This window comes from Halobacteriovorax vibrionivorans, from assembly GCF_003346865.1.
In the GTDB taxonomy this organism is placed as follows: domain Bacteria; phylum Bdellovibrionota; class Bacteriovoracia; order Bacteriovoracales; family Bacteriovoracaceae; genus Halobacteriovorax_A; species Halobacteriovorax_A vibrionivorans.
In genome coordinates this window covers 114,441-131,697 of record NZ_QDKL01000001.1, presented here as the reverse complement: position 1 = coordinate 131,697, position 17,257 = coordinate 114,441, and the positions used below count along the sequence as shown (strand labels likewise).

19 protein-coding genes are annotated in these 17,257 nt (G+C 36.2%); 13 read left to right on the top strand and 6 right to left on the bottom strand.

Annotated elements, in window-relative coordinates:
* Nucleotides 1-100: 100 nt before the first annotated feature.
* Nucleotides 101-1,453 carry a hypothetical protein gene (locus DAY19_RS00670; protein ID WP_133296845.1) on the top strand — a complete coding sequence of 451 codons (1,353 nt, stop codon included), beginning with the start codon at nucleotides 101-103 and terminating at the stop codon, nucleotides 1,451-1,453.
* A gap of 3 nt (nucleotides 1,454-1,456) precedes the next feature.
* On the opposite strand, the gene DAY19_RS00665 is transcribed toward DAY19_RS00670, so the two are convergent.
* A complete protein-coding gene (locus tag DAY19_RS00665) occupies nucleotides 1,457-3,223 on the bottom strand; it encodes an ABC transporter ATP-binding protein (protein WP_114705257.1) in 1,767 nt (588 codons plus the stop codon).
* 145 nt (nucleotides 3,224-3,368) lie between these two features.
* A complete protein-coding gene (locus DAY19_RS00660; protein ID WP_114705256.1) occupies nucleotides 3,369-3,734 on the bottom strand; it encodes a helix-turn-helix domain-containing protein in 366 nt (121 codons plus the stop codon).
* 121 nt (nucleotides 3,735-3,855) lie between these two features.
* On the opposite strand from DAY19_RS00660, the gene DAY19_RS00655 reads away from it, so the two are divergent.
* The 3 genes from DAY19_RS00655 to DAY19_RS00645 all read left to right on the top strand — a co-directional run bounded on the left by DAY19_RS00655 (nucleotide 3,856) and on the right by DAY19_RS00645 (nucleotide 5,625).
* Nucleotides 3,856-4,464, top strand: a complete 609-nt coding sequence (locus DAY19_RS00655) for a helix-turn-helix domain-containing protein (RefSeq protein ID WP_133296844.1) — start codon at nucleotides 3,856-3,858, stop codon at nucleotides 4,462-4,464.
* A gap of 12 nt (nucleotides 4,465-4,476) precedes the next feature.
* The gene (locus tag DAY19_RS00650; RefSeq protein ID WP_114705254.1) at nucleotides 4,477-5,091 is read left to right on the top strand and encodes a helix-turn-helix domain-containing protein; all 615 of its coding nucleotides are present in this window, start codon (nucleotides 4,477-4,479) and stop codon (nucleotides 5,089-5,091) included.
* A 102-nt stretch (nucleotides 5,092-5,193) separates the two neighbouring features.
* On the top strand, nucleotides 5,194-5,625 hold the full coding sequence (locus tag DAY19_RS00645; RefSeq protein ID WP_114705253.1) for a DoxX family protein: 432 nt from the start codon (nucleotides 5,194-5,196) through the stop codon (nucleotides 5,623-5,625).
* Here DAY19_RS00645 and DAY19_RS00640 read toward each other — a convergent pair whose 3' ends face one another.
* Nucleotides 5,626-6,453, bottom strand: a complete 828-nt coding sequence (locus DAY19_RS00640; protein ID WP_114705252.1) for an Fpg/Nei family DNA glycosylase — start codon at nucleotides 6,451-6,453, stop codon at nucleotides 5,626-5,628.
* Nucleotides 6,454-6,864: 411 nt separating this feature from the next.
* Between DAY19_RS00640 and DAY19_RS00635 the strand changes: the two genes are divergently transcribed.
* Complete coding sequence (locus tag DAY19_RS00635) at nucleotides 6,865-7,176, top strand: hypothetical protein (protein ID WP_114705251.1); 312 nt, start codon at nucleotides 6,865-6,867, stop codon at nucleotides 7,174-7,176.
* A gap of 36 nt (nucleotides 7,177-7,212) precedes the next feature.
* Here the strand turns inward: DAY19_RS00635 and DAY19_RS00630 are convergent, their stop codons facing one another.
* Nucleotides 7,213-8,013: a DNA helicase gene (locus tag DAY19_RS00630; RefSeq protein ID WP_114705250.1), complete on the bottom strand. Its 801-nt coding sequence runs from the start codon at nucleotides 8,011-8,013 to the stop codon at nucleotides 7,213-7,215.
* Between the two features lie 235 nt (nucleotides 8,014-8,248).
* Complete coding sequence (locus DAY19_RS00625; RefSeq protein WP_114705249.1) at nucleotides 8,249-9,214, bottom strand: tRNA-dihydrouridine synthase family protein; 966 nt, start codon at nucleotides 9,212-9,214, stop codon at nucleotides 8,249-8,251.
* A gap of 131 nt (nucleotides 9,215-9,345) precedes the next feature.
* Between DAY19_RS00625 and DAY19_RS00620 the strand changes: the two genes are divergently transcribed.
* The 7 genes from DAY19_RS00620 (at nucleotide 9,346) to DAY19_RS00590 (ending at nucleotide 14,907) form a co-directional block, all read left to right on the top strand.
* On the top strand, nucleotides 9,346-10,131 hold the full coding sequence (locus DAY19_RS00620) for a Rossmann-fold NAD(P)-binding domain-containing protein (RefSeq protein WP_114705248.1): 786 nt from the start codon (nucleotides 9,346-9,348) through the stop codon (nucleotides 10,129-10,131).
* An 83-nt stretch (nucleotides 10,132-10,214) separates the two neighbouring features.
* On the top strand, nucleotides 10,215-10,916 hold the full coding sequence (locus DAY19_RS00615; protein WP_114705247.1) for a MipA/OmpV family protein: 702 nt from the start codon (nucleotides 10,215-10,217) through the stop codon (nucleotides 10,914-10,916).
* A 149-nt stretch (nucleotides 10,917-11,065) separates the two neighbouring features.
* The gene (locus DAY19_RS00610; protein ID WP_114705246.1) at nucleotides 11,066-11,320 is read left to right on the top strand and encodes a hypothetical protein; all 255 of its coding nucleotides are present in this window, start codon (nucleotides 11,066-11,068) and stop codon (nucleotides 11,318-11,320) included.
* 304 nt (nucleotides 11,321-11,624) lie between these two features.
* Entirely contained in the window at nucleotides 11,625-12,383 is a 759-nt protein-coding gene (locus DAY19_RS00605) for a hypothetical protein (RefSeq protein ID WP_114705245.1), read from the top strand.
* Between the two features lie 115 nt (nucleotides 12,384-12,498).
* Nucleotides 12,499-13,107: a hypothetical protein gene (locus DAY19_RS00600; protein WP_114705244.1), complete on the top strand. Its 609-nt coding sequence runs from the start codon at nucleotides 12,499-12,501 to the stop codon at nucleotides 13,105-13,107.
* A 16-nt stretch (nucleotides 13,108-13,123) separates the two neighbouring features.
* Nucleotides 13,124-13,753: a metallophosphatase domain-containing protein gene (locus DAY19_RS00595; protein ID WP_114705243.1), complete on the top strand. Its 630-nt coding sequence runs from the start codon at nucleotides 13,124-13,126 to the stop codon at nucleotides 13,751-13,753.
* A gap of 233 nt (nucleotides 13,754-13,986) precedes the next feature.
* Nucleotides 13,987-14,907: a glutaminase gene (locus tag DAY19_RS00590; RefSeq protein ID WP_114705242.1), complete on the top strand. Its 921-nt coding sequence runs from the start codon at nucleotides 13,987-13,989 to the stop codon at nucleotides 14,905-14,907.
* Here DAY19_RS00590 and DAY19_RS00585 read toward each other — a convergent pair.
* On the bottom strand, nucleotides 14,904-15,704 hold the full coding sequence (locus tag DAY19_RS00585) for a hypothetical protein (protein WP_114705241.1): 801 nt from the start codon (nucleotides 15,702-15,704) through the stop codon (nucleotides 14,904-14,906). The two genes, DAY19_RS00590 and DAY19_RS00585, sit on opposite strands and share 4 nt — an antisense overlap.
* 135 nt (nucleotides 15,705-15,839) lie before the next feature.
* Between DAY19_RS00585 and DAY19_RS00580 the strand changes: the two genes are divergently transcribed.
* A complete protein-coding gene (locus tag DAY19_RS00580) occupies nucleotides 15,840-17,201 on the top strand; it encodes a sensor histidine kinase (RefSeq protein ID WP_114705240.1) in 1,362 nt (453 codons plus the stop codon).
* The last annotated feature ends 56 nt before the right edge of the window (nucleotides 17,202-17,257 follow it).

Sequence of the window (17,257 nt, the reverse complement as noted above, 5' to 3'; positions counted from 1 at the left end):
TGACGGATAAGTGTCCAAACTGTTAACACCTAGGGTAATGGCTACTAGGTTGGCTTTAAGTTCTTCTATTTGTGAACCTTTTCTGATTTAATAATCTTTAATGAATAATTTCATCAAAAGATTTACATTACTTTGCTTGTCAATTTCAAGCCTGTCTACGCTAGCGCAGCTAGACGGAAGCATCACGTATGAGAAGTTCCAACGCTTAAATGATCCTGCCAAGAAGTCTGAATATGACGATTGGGCCCAAATTGAAGGGAATTATGAATCAAAGATGTGGAATGCAAAAGTATATGGTGAATTTGCAGCTAGGGCCTATGTAAGTAAAGAGGCAGCTTTTAATTTCTCTGCTCCTGAAGCTTATGTTGAGTTTAAAGATGATGAGAATCGTATCAGTGTAGGCCGCCAATTATTAAGATGGAATGAAAACGAAGACTATTGGTTATTAAATACCTTAAATCCAAATCAAGGCTTCTATCTCTTATCAGAAAAGAAAGAAGGACTAGTTGGGATACAATACGACCACAAGTTTAATAAGAATATTAACTTCTCGGTATTTTTCTCTTACTTCTTTGTTCCTGGATTAAATCCTAGTCTTGAAGTTGAAGATGGAAATATTACGAGTCGAAGTGAGTGGGTAAGACTTCCTCCAAAGTATACAGTTCTAGAAGGAAATCTTCTTCCTATTTATTACAATATTAATATGCCTAATATCTATAATGATGTTGTTAAAAATAAGTCTCTTGGATTTAGGTTATCTGGTTCAAATGAGGAAAGAAACGCTGAGATCTCGGCCTTCTTTATCTATAAGCCACAAAATAGTCTTCAGATGAATGCTGAGGCACGCTTTGATCAAGATAATGATCGTGTTGCTGTTGATGCATCTCCACTTGTAAACCACCATTTATTTTATGGAATTCAATATAAGCAACAACTAGGCGATGTTCAGATGGTTGCTTCAATTGATATGAATGATCCTACGGCAACATTTGGAAATGACTTTAAAGTTGTAGACTTTAGTCGTGAAGAAGATAAGACATTTGAGTCTGACTATTTTGTTATTGAGCCAAACTATGAAAAAGAAAGTTATGCCTCAATCTCATTTAATGTGAATCAAGGTTATTATATGTTTTCTTTAAACTATATTAATCTTCTGACTAATAATCAGCGCGGTTCAGATGACTTCTTCTCTGATACAGCAAAGTGGGCAAGTGCTCTTGGGATGAGAGGACGTTACTACTTTACTGACTTCATTAATGTAATGGGTGATCTTAAATATGACTTTGAAAGAGAAGATATCATTTTAAAGGCCGAAGCAACTTATGCCTTCTGGGCAGGAAGTGCAAGTGTGAATCTAGGTGCCGAGCTTATTAAGTCGCCAAAGAAGAACTCTTATTGGTCAGCTTATCGAGCTAACGACACCATCTATTCATCACTTCGTTTTGCTTTTTAATTCTTAAACATTTCCAGTTTGAACATTCCATAGCGCACGATAGAGTCCATCTTGTTTAATGAGCTCCTCATGAGTTCCGCGTTGTTCAATTCTTCCTTCATTTAATACACAGATCTGATCTGCATGAATAATTGTCGAAAGACGATGGGCAACCATAACTGTTGTGCGACCTTGAGTGATGGTCTTAAGTGATCTTTGAATGGCGGCCTCTGTCTCGTTATCAATAGCGCTTGTGGCCTCATCAAAGATAAAGAGCTTTGGATCCTTTAGGATGGCCCTCGCAATTGCAATACGCTGCCTCTGGCCTCCTGAGAGCTTTTGTCCTCTTTCTCCTACTATTGTTTGATAGCCTTGCGGAAGGAGTTCGATAAAGTCATGGGCCTCCGCTAATTTTGCAGCCTTCATGGCGTCGACTTCCGTTGCTTCATTTGAACCGTAAATAATATTGTCTAGAACAGTTCCGTGAAAGAGGTAAGTGTCTTGTGAAACAAAACCAATATGAGAGCGAAGAGAGTTTTGCTTTAGTTCTTTTAGGTTTCTACCATCAAAGTTAACATGGCCTGATTGAGGATCATAGAAGCGCTGAAGAAGTTTTAGCATTGTACTTTTTCCCGAGCCTGTTGGACCAACAAGAGCAACAGTTTGTCCTGCTTGAATTTTAAGAGTGATATCTTTAAGTCCAGTGTTGTCTTCTTCATCATATTTGAAATTGATATTTTCAAAACTTACTTCACCATCAAAGCTTTCCAATTCTTCTTTTCCATCAATGACTTTAATCTCTGTTTCAAGTAGGTCCATGACACGAGAAGTGGATGCCATTGAACGTTGGTAGAGATCAAAAGTTTCACCCAGGCGAGTTAGAGGCCACAGAAGCCTTTGGACTAAAAAGATTAACACTGAATATGAGCCCACTTCTAATGATCCATCAAAGACTTGAGATGCACCTATTGTTAAAGTGAAAAGAAAACCACATAAAACGGCCATACGAATTATAGGGCTAAATGAAGAGGATACTCTAATGGCCTCTTTATTTGCTCTAGCGTAGCGATTTGATTGTTTTTCGAGACGATTGTATTCAAACTTTTGGGCCACATATGACTTAATAGTCATCATACCTGCAATATTATTTACTAACATACTTGCTAGAAGGCCCGCTTCACTTCTTACATTTTGATAACGTGGCTGAACTTTTCTTTGGAAGTAGAAGCTTCCCCATAAAATGAAAGGTACCGGCGTAAGAGAGAGTAGGGCAATTTGTGGTGATAAGTAAAAGAAGATTGCACCAATAGAGACAACTGTTGTTAGTGTTTGAATAATATCATTTGCACCAATATCAAGAAATCTCTCTAGCTGATTAATGTCATCATTTAAAACAGTCGTTAAATTCCCTGAATTCTGTTCTTGATAAAAAGAAATATGAAGATTTTGAAGGTGATCATAGGCTTCCATTCGAAGGTCGTGTTGAACTTCTTGCGCCAGACCTCGCCACCATACTTTTAAGAGGTATTCAAAGAGTGATTCTAGTGCCCAAATAATAAAAGTTAAAATGGCCAAGATATAGATCTGATGGATCTTATCACTAATTCCCATCTCTGCTAAAAAAGATTCCTCTTGTTTAACAACGGTATCGACAGCAAGACCTATTAATAGTGGTGGAGCAATATCGAAAATTTTATTGAGAATAGAAAAAGTTGAGGCCGTATAAATTTGGCCTTTTTTATTGTTAAAATGATTAATTAATTTACGTAAAGGTGAGGATTGTGAATTCATTATATATGTTCCTAGTCATAAAATCTGTACTGGACGAATTATGCCTGAAACTTATATACTTGAAAAGTTCCCCGCCAATCTCATTAGTATAGAATCGTTGTGCTTGAGAGATTGACGAGGGTGAAATGCGTAGTCTAGCTAGACCCTAGACTACGTAATTACTAGCAAATTCGAAATTTCTTTTAATTTCCTTGCCATTGTCGCTAGAAACTCTCTGAGAACTTTCTTCCTGCTCGCCCTCAGCTTCTGCGAAGTAATTATCAATCGTCTCTGCATAATCTTTTAGCAGAGTTTCCCTTAGTTCTTCTTTTGATACTTTTAAGACATCACAAATAGAATTTAGTGATCTTAATGGAACAGAACAAAGTCCTCTTTCAATATTGCTGATAAATTGACCGTTCTTGTAACCTAGTCGATAAGATAAACCTTGTTGAGATACCTTAGGTGACAAGCTGCGTCTTCTTTGTTTAATCAATTTTGCAATGTTCTCAAAAACTCTTTTCTCTTTCATTGTATTAACCTCCAGTTTTATCGATTACCAAGAATTGTTATTTGGTACTCAATAATGATATTATGTTTAGGCAATATTATTTACTTACAAATACGTAAGGTTTATCATGTTAATAAAATTAATGGCTTACACGCCAAACCAAAAGAAAATCTTTAGAGAATCGGCAATAGAATCCATTTGTAGTGCCAATTTTGTGTATTTAGATCAGCTTCCTTATGATCTGGGGCCTGGTGAAATCCTATTTGTTGAGCTCGATGAAGTTACAGATGAGCTTCTGCATGAGGTTCAATACACAAAAGTTAAGTTCTTATTCTTAACTGACACGCTGCAGGGGGATAATATCGGCCGATTTATTTCGCTAGGGGGCAATTGCCCTATTATGAAAAGCTTAAGTGAAGAAGATTTTATTTCAGAAATCATAAGACGAATTCATCAAAAGGAAATGTTTAAATTACTACACTTGGTGAGTCCAACTGATGTTGAATTATTTAGATTTATTCACCGAGCGGGTAATGGAGAAAAGTCAAAGTTAAGTGAATTAATTTTTGGCTCCACAAGTGAGAGTACTATTGATGTCAACTTAAGTCGTTTAAGAAAAAAATTAAGGGACCCAAATGTTGGAAATGACTTCTTTAGAATCATTACTAAAAATGGACGACTTTACATTGTGAGTTGTCTGACTAATTATGAGATTCCAGGACACTTATTAAAGAATGAAACTAAAAAATAATTTGAGATGACAATGAGATTAATGGCCTACACTGCAAATGAAAACAAACTATATCTAGAGGATAAGATTGAAGAAAAGAGCGGCCTTAAAATTGAGTATATTAAAAAATTTCCTAAGTATAATGGCGTTGGTGAGTTACTTATTCTCGATCTAGATGATGAGTCGATAGAGTTTAAAGATAAATTAATTGATGACATTCAATATATTGATGCAAACTTTGTCTACTTAGTAGGGGACTTCTTTGGGGATCGAAACAAGCGTATTATTCATATGGGTGGAGAGCTCTTTACTTTTAAAAGTTTAAATGACACAGACTTTATAGAAGTTCTTTTTAATCGTCTCGTTACTTTAGAAATCTATAAATTATTCTCTATCATCGGACGCACTGACATGGATCTCTTTAGGGCCATTAATCGTGCCGGTAATGGAGAAAGAGAAATAATATCAAAAAGTCTCTTTGGTTCTTCTAGTGAAAATACAATTGATGTGAATTTAAGTCGTTTACGTAAAAAGCTACGTGATCCTGAAATTGGAAATGACTTCTTTCGTATTATTACAAAATCTAGACGCTTCTATCTTGTAAACCAATTAAATGGTTATGAGATACCTGAAGACTTACTTATCTAATAAAAGAGTAAGTACATTAGTCGTAAATCTTTAAGTAAATTAAGTACAACTTTTCTTCCTTCGCCGAAATAATTCCTTAATAACTATAATAAGGAGATTCCGATGAAGACGAAGTTACCAACTATAGCGCGATTAATTCTTGGTTTTTTATTTGTATTTTTTGGAATAGCGGGACTTTTTAATCTCCTTCCACCGCCAGATAATATGCCTAAGGATCTTCAAACTTTTATGGGAGGTCTTGTTGCTGCCAAGTATTTCTTTCCGCTTTTAAAAATAACAGAAATAACTTGTGGTGCTCTTCTTATGATTGGAGTCTTCGTTCCATTGGCCCTTGTTGTTCTTGCACCAATTATTCTCAATATATTGCTTGTGCATATTGTGCTGGATCCATCTGGACTTCCTATTGCAATCGTTTTGGTCGTTTTAGAAATCTACTTAGCTTTCTTTAGTAAGCCTTACAGTGATATTGTTAAACAGATTTTTCGTTGTCCATTAAAAGAGGAATTAGATAAAAAGAGGCAACAAGAAGGTTGATTACTTCTGACACTTTGGACAGTAGTAAGTTCCTCGCTGAGCAAGTGTGATTTTCTTAACTTCTGTCTCTTTACATAGGCCACAGATCTTTTGATAAAAGACAACAAGGTTTTTTACACCTTCACCCTTTTCACCAAAGGCATCTTGATAGCCACCAGAAAAAGTTGTACCACCTGTGCTAATGGAATCATCGAGAACAATCTTTACGGCCATATAAACTTTTTCAAGCTCAAGCTTCGTTAGGGTCTTCATTCTTCGCGTTGGACGAACTCCTGCTCTTGCGCAAATTTCGCTGGCCATATAATTACCAACACCGGCAAAGAAGTTTTGCTCTAAGAGAAATGGTTTTAACACTTTATTGGGACGCTCTTTTTTAAGCATCAAAAGATAATCAAGAGTGAATTCTTCTTTTGATACATCAGGGCCTAAGCGTGTAAGCCATGTGGCCTCATTTGGTGGAGAGTAGAGGTGAAAGACACCAAAGCGGCGAGGGTCAATGTAGCCTAGATGAATTGGCCCTTTTGCATTTGTCCCAATGAGTTTTACATGAGTATGCTTTTCAGTAATCTCTTCCGTTGCAATTCGCCACGAGCCCGACATCCCCAACCCTGAAATCGCTCGCCACTCATTCCCATCTTGATCCTCAAAGAAAAAACGCAGAACCTTTCCCTGGCGCTCCACACGCTCAAGAGTCATGCCCTTAGGATTGAAGTCCTTATCCTTAACAATGGAATCACTCACATCAGAGTATGCGACTTCCTCGATCTCCATTGGGAGAACGTGAGAGAGTTGTGATTTGATGGTTTCGACTTCGGGTAGTTCTGGCATGCGACACGTCCTGAGTAAAGCTCAGGTCCAAAATGCGTGAGCATTTTGACGGTCGCTTTACCGTTGTGCAATCGCGACGGGAAAAGACTTCAAGTCAAAGTCTTTGTACGTCTGCGATGCATGGGCGGAGACCATCTCCGCCTGCAATTGCGTGCCATTTTACATGGCCTCATTGAAGTTCGCAATTACGAATTCGCACAAAACGTTTTTTAAACTATTTTGAATTTTTTTCTCTTGAGAGTGGGTGGAGGTTCGCGTTGTAAGGTGTTCATTTTGTTATTCACTTCATTGTTACAGTGTTGGTATGTGTTTGAAATTATAGAGGTTGTCTTCGGTGAATATATTAAGTTTAGGTTAAGAAGTGGCGAAGTGTAGCTATCTATTAATCATTTATATCTTAAGAGGGATAATATGAATCTACTATTACGTCTTGTGCTATTTAATTTTCTAATTGTGACCAATGCTCAATATTCATTCGGTGATACACAGTCTGCTTTAGAAGTAAGAGAAAAGACTAAAGAATATCTTTCTTCACATAAGCAATTATTAAAAGCAATAACTGAAGTCTATGATGGTTATGACTTACTAAATGAATCTTTGCAAAGTTTTAAAAATACTAAAACTGGTTATGGAACTGTCGATAGTCCTGAGGATTGGATTAAAGCAAGGAGAAAAATTAATAGTGCTAAGTCAAAAAAGAAGGTTCCAGGTGTCTTTTCTTAGCACAACGCAAATTAAAAACACCTGGCTTCACTTCAATTACAGATCAAAAAAACGAACCTCGGATCCATCCCAACCAACTTGAAATCGATGATCAGTCTTTCCAGCAAAAGTCACATCCACAATTTTAGAATCGCGCTTTTCTCGGTAGAGCAGAATAATCTTATTCATTAGATTTAAGTCCAGCGGATTAGGAAGACGGATGTCATCTACTGTCGGGTGTTTGTCGATGCGGTCTTCCACATCGCGAACGATTTGGGAGATGAAGATGATAATACAGCCTGATTCTTTGGCGAAGGTTTTGAGTTTTTCTACCTGAGTTTGCAGTGGTGGATTGATGCGTTTTTCATCGAGAAGCTGTAAGTAGTCCACTATGATAAGTGAGCCAGGAGCTACCTCGTTCTTTGTTGCCTTGATAATGTAGTCGGCACTGATATCATCAGAATAGTTAAGTTCAAAGCGCTCGTTATTATGACCAATAGTTTGATCGTAAGTTCCAATGCGGGCAGCGTACTCCTTGTGAGTGTGCGCTAGTGTGAAGCAGAAACTCTTTGCGTGATTGGCATTGATGGCCTGAACGAATAAGCCAAGGGCAAAGCTTGTCTTTCCCATACCTGGTCTTGAACCAATGAGGACGAGGTCGCCGTCATTTAAGTAGCCTAAGATGTCGCTGTATTCTTGTGGCAAAACTTCTTGGGATTTGGACTTTAGCAGTGACCAAGAAGAGAAGCCTTCAGCTCGTGCGACAAGATCTAAGGCCTCGGACATGGTGATGCCTTGGTTTTTCTTTAACTTTTTTGCATGACTTTTTAAAACGAAAATAGGTGATGATAATTTCATCTGAAACCTCCAACTTGGCCGTAAAAACAATCCCTTCTTATGTCCTAGCCTTATTAAAGGTTAGATGTAGAAATTTGATTCATTCTGCACTCTAGTGCTTTCCCTTTGAAGGGGGGAGGCGAGAATAATAACCTACTTATTATGTTAATGGGCAAGTTGAGATTGAGCAAGTGTGAAAGCATAAGAATTACTATAACGTAAAGATTTTAGAAACTTATATTGGGGATACTCTATTTTAATTTAAGAAGTCGGGATTCAAATCCTGCTCAAAGATCCATTCAACAACGTCATTATAATGCTCGATGGATTTTGCCTTCTTAACTTTCTTATAAACCTTGTGCTCATTCTCAAAGATATCTTTGAAGTAGAGCCAATGACCTCGCATTTTTTGTAGGTAGTCTGATTTGGCATTGTCCATTGAGAGGTATTCTTCGCTCATAAGCTTATGCATTTCAATGAACTTTGCCAGATAGGTTTGTTCATTAAATTTTGACCCCTTGATCTGGGCCATAAGGGCCGGGTTTGAAAGGCCTGCGCGTCCTACCATCCAGCGATTAATCTGTGGAAATCTTGCTTTGTAGGCCTTGAAATCTTCTACTGTATTGATATCTCCGTTATAGCAGGGAGTTGTATTTAATAGAGGCAAGCACTCTTCAAAGGCATCAAGATCCACGCCACCAACATAAATTTGTTTTCCGTAGCGAGCATGAATTGTGAAGTCATTGATTTCTAATTTGTTGATCATGGGAATGATCTCTTTGATCTCGGAGACATCCTCACGTCCAAGGCGAATCTTAACTGAAAACTCGATGGGACACTTTTCTTTGATTCCTGTTAAAAGCTTTTCCACTTTATCTGGATGAAGAAGAAGGCCTGATCCTTTGGTCCTATTGGCCACCATTGGATAAGGGCAGCCCATATTTAAATTAACCTTCTTAACACCAAAGTCTTTATAGATATTTGCCACATATAAGAATTGATCAACTTCTTTTGTGAGAATTTGGGCCGTGGTCGGAAGAAGGTTCTTCTCTGGAAGAACATCGTGAAGTTGGCGCTTATTGAGTTCATTTGTATGTTTTGTCACAATATAGGGAGCGATGGCACTATCAGCGCCAGAAAATGTCTGCTCCAAGGCATTGCGATAAACGTAGTTGGTTACACCACGAATCGGGGCGAGAACCAGGTGATCATTAAAACTCATAGTTCATTTTCTACACTAAATTTATGCCTTTGGTATAGAAGAATTAGGGGACTAGGTGCTTTTCTTTACGCAAGCTCAAGGAAAAGGCATAATGAAGCAGAGAATTTTGTTTCATTTACTTAGGTGACTCTATGAAAAATAATTTATTGGTATTTGGCGCTGGCAATCTCGGAGAGAAAGTTGCAACTCTTTGGAAAGACAGATTTCCTAGCGAAGAAGTATTTGGTGTCACTAATACAACTAGAAATCATTCGCAGCTTAGCTCAAAAGAAATCACTCCTCTTTGTTATGGCGAAAAGCTTCCGAAAGTTTCAAATATTTTATTTTCAATACCTCCAAAAGATAACTACTCTGAACTCGTAAAGGAAGCTTTTAAGTGTTGGGATGAGTCTGGTAATTTTCTATTTATTTCTTCGACTTCTGTTTATTTGGAAAGTAATGGAGGAGTTGTAAATGAAAACTCAAAGGCAAATCCTGAGCATCGCTTATTTTCAGTTGAAGAGATGGTTATTGATAAAGGTGGCTGTGTTTTAAGATTGGCCGGACTCTATGACAAACACAGAGGCCCTCATCTGTATTTAAAAAGTAAGATGAAACTTAGCTCATCAAAAGACTCTCTACTTAACTTAATCCACACCCAAGATGCCGCTGAGCTATCAGTAAAGGCACTTGAAAGTGGATCGAAAGGTACAAGATACCTAGGATGTGACGGAAGTCCTATGACGAAGAGTGAATTTGCAAAAATCGTTTTAGGTGAACAGGCAAAGGGTGTTGAATATTCTAGTCAGAACTCTAATAGTAAGATGTGTAATAATGAATGGACTCGTAAGACATTAAATTGGCAACCGCAATGGCCAGACTTTAAAGCATGGAGCCAGGACATTCTAAAGAAAACTTTGAAACAGCTCTTTATGTAATTTCAATACTTATTTTAACAAAGATATTGCCCTCTTGTACCTGACCAGAATACTTCGTATTATAGGTGTATCAAGGTAAGGTATTGAAGTATTTAATATTCTTAATTCTATTCATATCTCAATCTGTTCACGCAAAATGGGTGACTGGAATTGGATATTTTCAACCTGGCGAGTATCGTGTTGAAAATGAAGTCAGTCCTATGCCATTTGGGCTCAATATTGTACCGATGATTGGCTACTTTAGTCCAAGGTTAAGAGTTGCTGGCCCAAGTGTTAGTGCACGTGTCTTAGGAAATCATCTGGCAGAAATGCGACTAAAAGTGAATATGATCGGGGATCGTTATAAGGCCCATGAAGTAGAACTTCGTAAGTCTGCTGTCGATGTGGGAGCAATGGTGCGCTTATTCTTTCTTAGCGCAAGTTATGCCGCTGATATCTCTAATACCTATAAAGGGACACATTATAATTTCAAATTTTCTTGGCGTTTTCCGATTACAAAGAATTACTTTATCGTTCCTTCATATACTTACGGTGTCTTTAGCTCAGATTATACAAATTACTACTATGGAGTAAGAGATAGTGAAGTAGGTTATTTCTCTGCTTATAAAGTTGAGGAGGCCATCATTCAAACAATAACACTTGTAAATACCTATATCCTTGATAAGCACAACTCACTTGTCTTAAATTTTTCCTACAGACTCTTCGATGATGAAATCTATAATTCACCTACTGTCGAAAAGAAGTCATATACTCGTGGAAGCTTTTTTTGGAATTACACATTTTAATATTTAATTTACTCAATTCTTCCATTTTATCTTTTCAAGATAACAAAACCTTATAAATTCTACACAACTCATAATGTTTAAGTACTTCGTCTTGAGATCCTGTTATCTATAGGTCTATATAAATCAAAACATTAGATTGAGAGAAGATTATGAAAAAAATTATTATGGCGATTTGTTTACTTACTTCAAGTATGTCTTTAGCAACATCTGAAGTGAAACTAGTTGAGATCCTTGAGTCAGCATTACGCTTTGATGGATATGTTGAAATCGCGAAGGTCTCAAAACTTGGATCATATACTATTGTTGATTTCTACGTAGGAGCCTACGGAGAAGAGCGTCCAACTCAGTGTATTCTGAAGGATGAAAATCTACTTGAATGTAAAGACAATTGGTTCAAGCTATAAGTCTAATAAAATAAATTTCTTAAGGAGTGCAGTATATCTAGCTGCACTTCCATGTTTTTTCCACAATTTAATAAATTCAAAATGTTACAACAGTATCCTTTAGAAACAAATAGAGACCACCAAAAACTTGGCATATAAATATTTATAGTCCCGTATGATAAGTCTTATTGTCTTATTGAATCTCAGTCATTTTAAATACTTAATGTTTTCTAAATAAAAAACCGATAGAGAGTGTTAGAATAAAAATTGTGGTGAAAATGCATGATGATGAGCCTTTATATAATGGCGTTTAATTGGGGACATTATGAAACGATTTTTAATTTGCATAGCCTTCTTTCTATTTCAATCGCTAAATGTTCAAGCTATCTCTGATGCACAAATAAAAATGGCCAGAGAGATTCAACATGCTTGCCAGTCTAAGACCAATTCTATTGATCGTAGTAGGTGTCAATTAGAGTATCGAGTTAACTTAGTTGAATCAAAATGTGGACGAAATAATGATGGACGAGTTGAGGGAAGTATCGTTGAAGGTGAAATAAAGTGTGGAGCAGAAATTCCTTCTTCTACTTCTAATAACGAAGTCTTAAGCAAGCCTAGGCCACTTCCAAGAAAAGGTAAGTGTTCTTACTCAACGGACTATGCTTGTGAAGCATTTGACTTCAGAATGGATCGTTGCTTGAAGTCTTCAAATAATAATAAGTATTGCAAGGATATTTCTCATAAGTTTGCACTTAAGGCCCAAGTTCATGAAGAGTTAGGTGAAGATGGAATGAAAGCTTACGATCGTTGTCTAAATATGGACGATACTTCTCCAGATGAATGTGCAAAATTTGCGAAATTCTATTTAGATGAACAGAAGAAGAGTCGAGAAGCTCAGTCTTCCAATACCGAGTGTTCTGAGTTTGCAGTTGGTGTACGTAATGTAAATTGTCACGGTTTTGAATATCAACGTGTTGATAGTGATTTGGCAGATATTTCAAGACATGTGGGAAAAAGTATAAAGGACTCAGGAATTACAAGAAGAGAAATTGGAAGAGATTCCTTTCGCTCTGAAAGCCAGTAGATGACAATTATTGAAATAAGTACTCTTTTAAACCTCATAAACCTCGTAATAACAACAATTTAAAAGTGTGAGTTTTTTACTAAGGTATTTTGTTAATTTAGCCGATAAGCTGCTTATGAAAAGAATCAGTATATTTATCCTTCTAATAAGTGCAACGACGGCCATGGCCAGAAACGAAGTGGATCATCATAAGAATTCACAAAAATGTCCTAGTGGCTACCTCTATAAATTGACTGAAATAAATAGTACAAATAAGACAACCACGTTTAGCTGTGTTGCTGACTCTGGCAAGGTACATCCTGATTATAAATTTCGAATTGCTAACTGGAGAAGTGGTGACTATCTTCTAGAGCAGAATGTTGGCAAGATTAAAACTCGTTTTACTTATAATAACGAAGGAAAAGTAAATAGCGTCACACAATCAATTAATGGAGTCGACTTTTCAAATAAGTGTAACTTTCGATATGAAGATGGAAGTCTTGTTCCAGCAAAAGATGATAAGTGTAGGGAAGTTCAAAGTGAATTTGGTAATATGACCGCTTCAATCAAACACGAAGTATTCTGTGAGCCAAATGCAACACAATCTGCATGTACAACAGGTGATGGGCGTGTTTTTCGACCTTCTACAAAAGAGACTGGTGTTCTTCGCTATTTTTACGAAAAAGGCCACGTTGTCGATGAGGTTCAGGTTGATCCAAAAACGGGGAAAGCTCTTTCACAATAGTTGAAACTTCAACCTTATGAAACTCGTATTTTTTTCAGATACTCATAATCAGCATGACAAAGTTCCATTAGAAAGTGGGGATATTCTTTTTCATTGTGGAGATTTCACAAGAAAGGGAAGTCTTGATGATGTTAAAAGTTTTGCTCGTTTTGTTGGAATGCAAGACTTCAAATATAAAGTTGTCATTGCTGGTAATCACGATTTTTCTTTTGAAGATGATAGAAAAATAGAAGCAGAAAATATTCTAAAAGAGCATGGTATTATTTATTTAAATGATTCTTTAGTGGAACTTGATGGCCTAAAAATATGGGGCTCTCCCATAACTCCTATGTATCATAATTGGGCCTTTATGAGAGAGCGTGGAGAAGAAATACAAAAACATTGGGAGCTCATTCCAAATGATGTGGATATCATTCTAACTCATGGCCCACCGGCCAATATTATGGACCTTTGCTACAATGGTGAGCGTGATGGCTGTCATATTCTCTTAGAGAAGATCTTAGAAATTAAACCAAAGATTCATGCCTTTGGGCACATTCATGAAGAGTATGGAGTCTTGGAGCAAGATGGGATTAAGTTTATCAATGCTTGTAGCCTCGATGAGAAATACATCTATCAGAATAAACCAATTATCGTAGAGATTTAGAAATACTTAGAAATTAAAAAAGGCCCTGTCATAAAAGAGAGGGCCTTTTTGTTAAGCCGCACACGCAACGGAGTACTGTACGCAGAGTGATCATTCTCCAACAAGAACTTGCACTAAAGATATCTTAGCACCAAAACAAATTCATAATTTTAATTTAAGCTTAATTTTTACTTAATAGTATATAGTTTTTACCCTGGAATTGACTAAGCAGGCCATTTCAATTTGAATGCGCTATGGAAGAAAAATACACACAAATCCTTGAAAGAATTTATTCAGAAATATCTCCACTAATCACAAGAGGTAAGGTTGCCGACTATATACCTGAACTTGGTAAAGTTGATCCTAACCAATTTGGAATGTCTGTTTGTACCAATAGTGGACATGAGTATATAATTGGAAATTCTCAAAAGTCTTTTTCAATTCAATCTATTTCAAAAGTATTTACTCTAGTCTTGGCCTACTCAAAGCTTGATAGAAAGTTGTGGGAACGTGTTGGCCGAGAGCCTTCTGGAACTAGATTTGATTCTCTAGTGTTATTGGAAAATGAAGAAGGTATTCCTCGTAATCCATTTATCAATGCTGGTGCAATTGTTGTGGTAGATATTCTTCTTGATCTCTACGAAGATCCTATAAATGAAGTCTTAAAATTTGTGCGTGAATTAAGCGGAAATGAAGATATTTTTATTAATGAAAAAGTTAGAGACTCTGAGCTCGAATGTGCTAATCGAAATTATGCTCTTACTTATTTTATGAAAAGCTTTGGTAATATTCGTAATGATGTCTCTACAGTAATCGAAGCCTATACTTCTATATGCTCAATTGAAATGTCATGTGTTGATCTTGCAAGATCATTTAGACTTTTTAGCTCAAATGGAGAGAATCCGTGGAATGGAAAGAGAATCTTAACAAAGAGCCAGAATAAGCGCATGAATGCCATAATGATGACTTGTGGCCTTTATAATTCAGTCGGTGATTTCGCTTACCGAGTTGGTATACCTGCTAAGTCGGGAGTCGGTGGTGGAATTGTTGGTGTAATTCCAAATGAGATGTCCATTTCAACATGGTCTCCATGTCTTGATAAAACAGGCAACTCTCTTGCCGGTATTAAGGCCTTAGAGCTCTTTACAACATATTCTGAGCAATCAATTTACTAGTTCTCATACCAACGATAGAAGCCCTTATGAGATCGGTCTCTCTTTGGGAAATACTGATCTCTTTTTTCTTTAAGTTGATCACAGTCGAGGTCTTCTTTTAAAGGAATTAAGTATATTGGACTTTTTGAAAGGTCTGGATTTTGAATAGGGTTGCTCTCTATAACAAGATCATCCTTAGAAGCACCGATAATATATTGCTGAGAACGGTCTCTTACAAATCCTGCTAAAATCCCATTTTTCATTTTCTTCATATCGTATGAAAAGATCTCTTTTCTAGCGATATATAACTCTTCATCGACAAATGGTTTAAATGTTAAGTTGACTGTAACTCCAGGCTTCCCGTCTTCATCATCATCTGTAAAGCGAGAATCATTAGGGTCGGATGGAAAGTCTTCTCGATAATCATTTAGGTCAACTCCTAAAAGGGTTGGAGTTTCAGGGCGATGAATAAGCAGTTCTCCATTTGTTTGCATGATTTCCATCTCTACAACTTTTGGCTCTATTGCTCTTGTGAATTCATCTGAAGTCTTTGCTTGGAATGGGAGGTTTGCTTTATATTCTGAAAAACAGAATTGATCTTTAGACATAAGTTTTCCATCTTCAAGATAATACTCTGTGATTCCAAAACTAATAATACGATTCTTTAATTTAATTGGGCCGAATAATTCACCTATATAGGATACAACATCATAGTGAGCATATTTACCAACTAGCTCTTCCATTTTTTCAATTTTTGTACTTGCTGAAGAGGCAAGACCCAGAGTCATTACTAAGACTATTTTTATGATGCTATTCATTATGTTCTCCTTAATCATCATTTTCTACAATTTTTACTGAGATATTTCTATTAAAATGAGGTTAAGAAAGATTATAAATTGATCTTTTTTGCAAAAGGATGCCATATGTCTCTATAATTACTGAGTGAGGGGAATTTGAACGTTAGTAATAAAGCAGTCCATGCATATATAAACTACATTATTGAAAATAACGATGATCCAAAGTCATTCTTTGAGAACTTAGGCTATGACTACTCAGTCATGAGTGATGAAAAGAAATATATGAGTTGGGATGACTACAAAGTAATTACAGAATCACTCAATGATAAATATGACAAATTCTACGAAGGGATGACTCGGCATGGTTTAACAAATAAGTTTGTTAAGCATGTACTTGATATTCTCTCACGTATGATTAGCTTTCGTTTTGTTGGCGATTTCATTTTAAAATATTCCTTTAAAACATTTTATACTAATGCTGTTAGTATTGAGCTTATTAAAAAAGGTAGAACAACTTTTGATATCAAATTAACTTTCAATAGTGAGGAAGATATATTTCCTGTTTTTGTTGATATGTATCGAGATGTATTTCTTGCTCTTCCAAGACTTATTTCAAACTCGCTAACTTGGGATGTGAAGACAAGTCAAAACGGAAATATTCTAATCTATCATATTGATGAGAAAATGAGCTCACCATCTTTTTATACTTCTTTTCAATTTTTTATCTTAAGGATCTTTAAACTAGATAAGTATTACCAAACGCTTATCTTTGATAATCTTCAACATAGTAATGAACTTGAAAAAAAGAATCTCGAATTAGAGCTGGCAGAAAAGAAGATAAGTGAGGCACATAAAGATGTTCTCTTAGCAAATCGTATCATTAGTCATGATATTGCCAATAAGATGCAGATTATAGAGCATGTAAAAAGGTTGATGAAGCGAAATGATATCGAAAAAGCCAATCAGAAACTGGATATATACTATAAGTCAGTTAAGGCCATCATTGAAAATACTCGTAACGTAATAGATGATCATTCAAGTTCATTTATGTTAGCTGATGTTTCGCTAAAGAACTTGCTTGAAGAGTTGGTCTTTGAATATCAAGACCAAGCAAATAACAAAGATGTAAATATTTCTCTCAATCTAGAGTGTGAAGATAATTATCATTTTAGAACAAATAAAGAAGCACTGAAGGCGAGTGTTTTAGGTAATATTCTTCAAAATGCGATTAAATTTTCAAAAGCAAATTCTGAAGTTAAAATTAGTGCTTCTGTGGAAAAAGATTTATTAAAGATTTCATGTGAAGACAGTGGAGTAGGCATAGAAAGAAGTCTTGTTAATGATATTAATCGCAATTCTGAAAAGCTATTTCAAAGCACAATAGGAACACATGGTGAAACAGGACGTGGCCTAGGACTATTTATTATTAGGAAAGTATGCCGTGAATTGGATTTCAAAGTTAAATTCGAGTCTTCATTAGGTAACGGAACTAAGGTTACGATTTCAAAAAATCTTTAAAGTAAGAATTTCAGTAAGTAATAACTTCTTATTTATTTTCTTTTTTACACATTTCT

Bases quoted from the DNA above. Each gene is read 5' to 3' on its own strand.
- DAY19_RS00600 (WP_114705244.1), top strand. From the start codon at position 12,499: ATGAAAAGAATCAGTATATTTATCCTTCTAATAAGTGCAACGACGGCC.
- DAY19_RS00625 (WP_114705249.1), bottom strand. From the start codon at position 9,214: ATGAGTTTTAATGATCACCTGGTTCTCGCCCCGATTCGTGGTGTAACC.
- DAY19_RS00630 (WP_114705250.1), bottom strand. From the start codon at position 8,013: ATGAAATTATCATCACCTATTTTCGTTTTAAAAAGTCATGCAAAAAAG.
- DAY19_RS00640 (WP_114705252.1), bottom strand. From the start codon at position 6,453: ATGCCAGAACTACCCGAAGTCGAAACCATCAAATCACAACTCTCTCAC.
- DAY19_RS00655 (WP_133296844.1), top strand. From the start codon at position 3,856: ATGGCTTACACGCCAAACCAAAAGAAAATCTTTAGAGAATCGGCAATA.
- DAY19_RS00585 (WP_114705241.1), bottom strand. From the start codon at position 15,704: ATGAATAGCATCATAAAAATAGTCTTAGTAATGACTCTGGGTCTTGCC.
- DAY19_RS00670 (WP_133296845.1), top strand. From the start codon at position 101: ATGAATAATTTCATCAAAAGATTTACATTACTTTGCTTGTCAATTTCA.
- DAY19_RS00645 (WP_114705253.1), top strand. From the start codon at position 5,194: ATGAAGACGAAGTTACCAACTATAGCGCGATTAATTCTTGGTTTTTTA.
- DAY19_RS00605 (WP_114705245.1), top strand. From the start codon at position 11,625: ATGAAACGATTTTTAATTTGCATAGCCTTCTTTCTATTTCAATCGCTA.
- DAY19_RS00660 (WP_114705256.1), bottom strand. From the start codon at position 3,734: ATGAAAGAGAAAAGAGTTTTTGAGAACATTGCAAAATTGATTAAACAA.
- DAY19_RS00665 (WP_114705257.1), bottom strand. From the start codon at position 3,223: ATGAATTCACAATCCTCACCTTTACGTAAATTAATTAATCATTTTAAC.
- DAY19_RS00650 (WP_114705254.1), top strand. From the start codon at position 4,477: ATGAGATTAATGGCCTACACTGCAAATGAAAACAAACTATATCTAGAG.
- DAY19_RS00610 (WP_114705246.1), top strand. From the start codon at position 11,066: ATGAAAAAAATTATTATGGCGATTTGTTTACTTACTTCAAGTATGTCT.
- DAY19_RS00590 (WP_114705242.1), top strand. From the start codon at position 13,987: ATGGAAGAAAAATACACACAAATCCTTGAAAGAATTTATTCAGAAATA.
- DAY19_RS00595 (WP_114705243.1), top strand. From the start codon at position 13,124: ATGAAACTCGTATTTTTTTCAGATACTCATAATCAGCATGACAAAGTT.
- DAY19_RS00620 (WP_114705248.1), top strand. From the start codon at position 9,346: ATGAAAAATAATTTATTGGTATTTGGCGCTGGCAATCTCGGAGAGAAA.
- DAY19_RS00635 (WP_114705251.1), top strand. From the start codon at position 6,865: ATGAATCTACTATTACGTCTTGTGCTATTTAATTTTCTAATTGTGACC.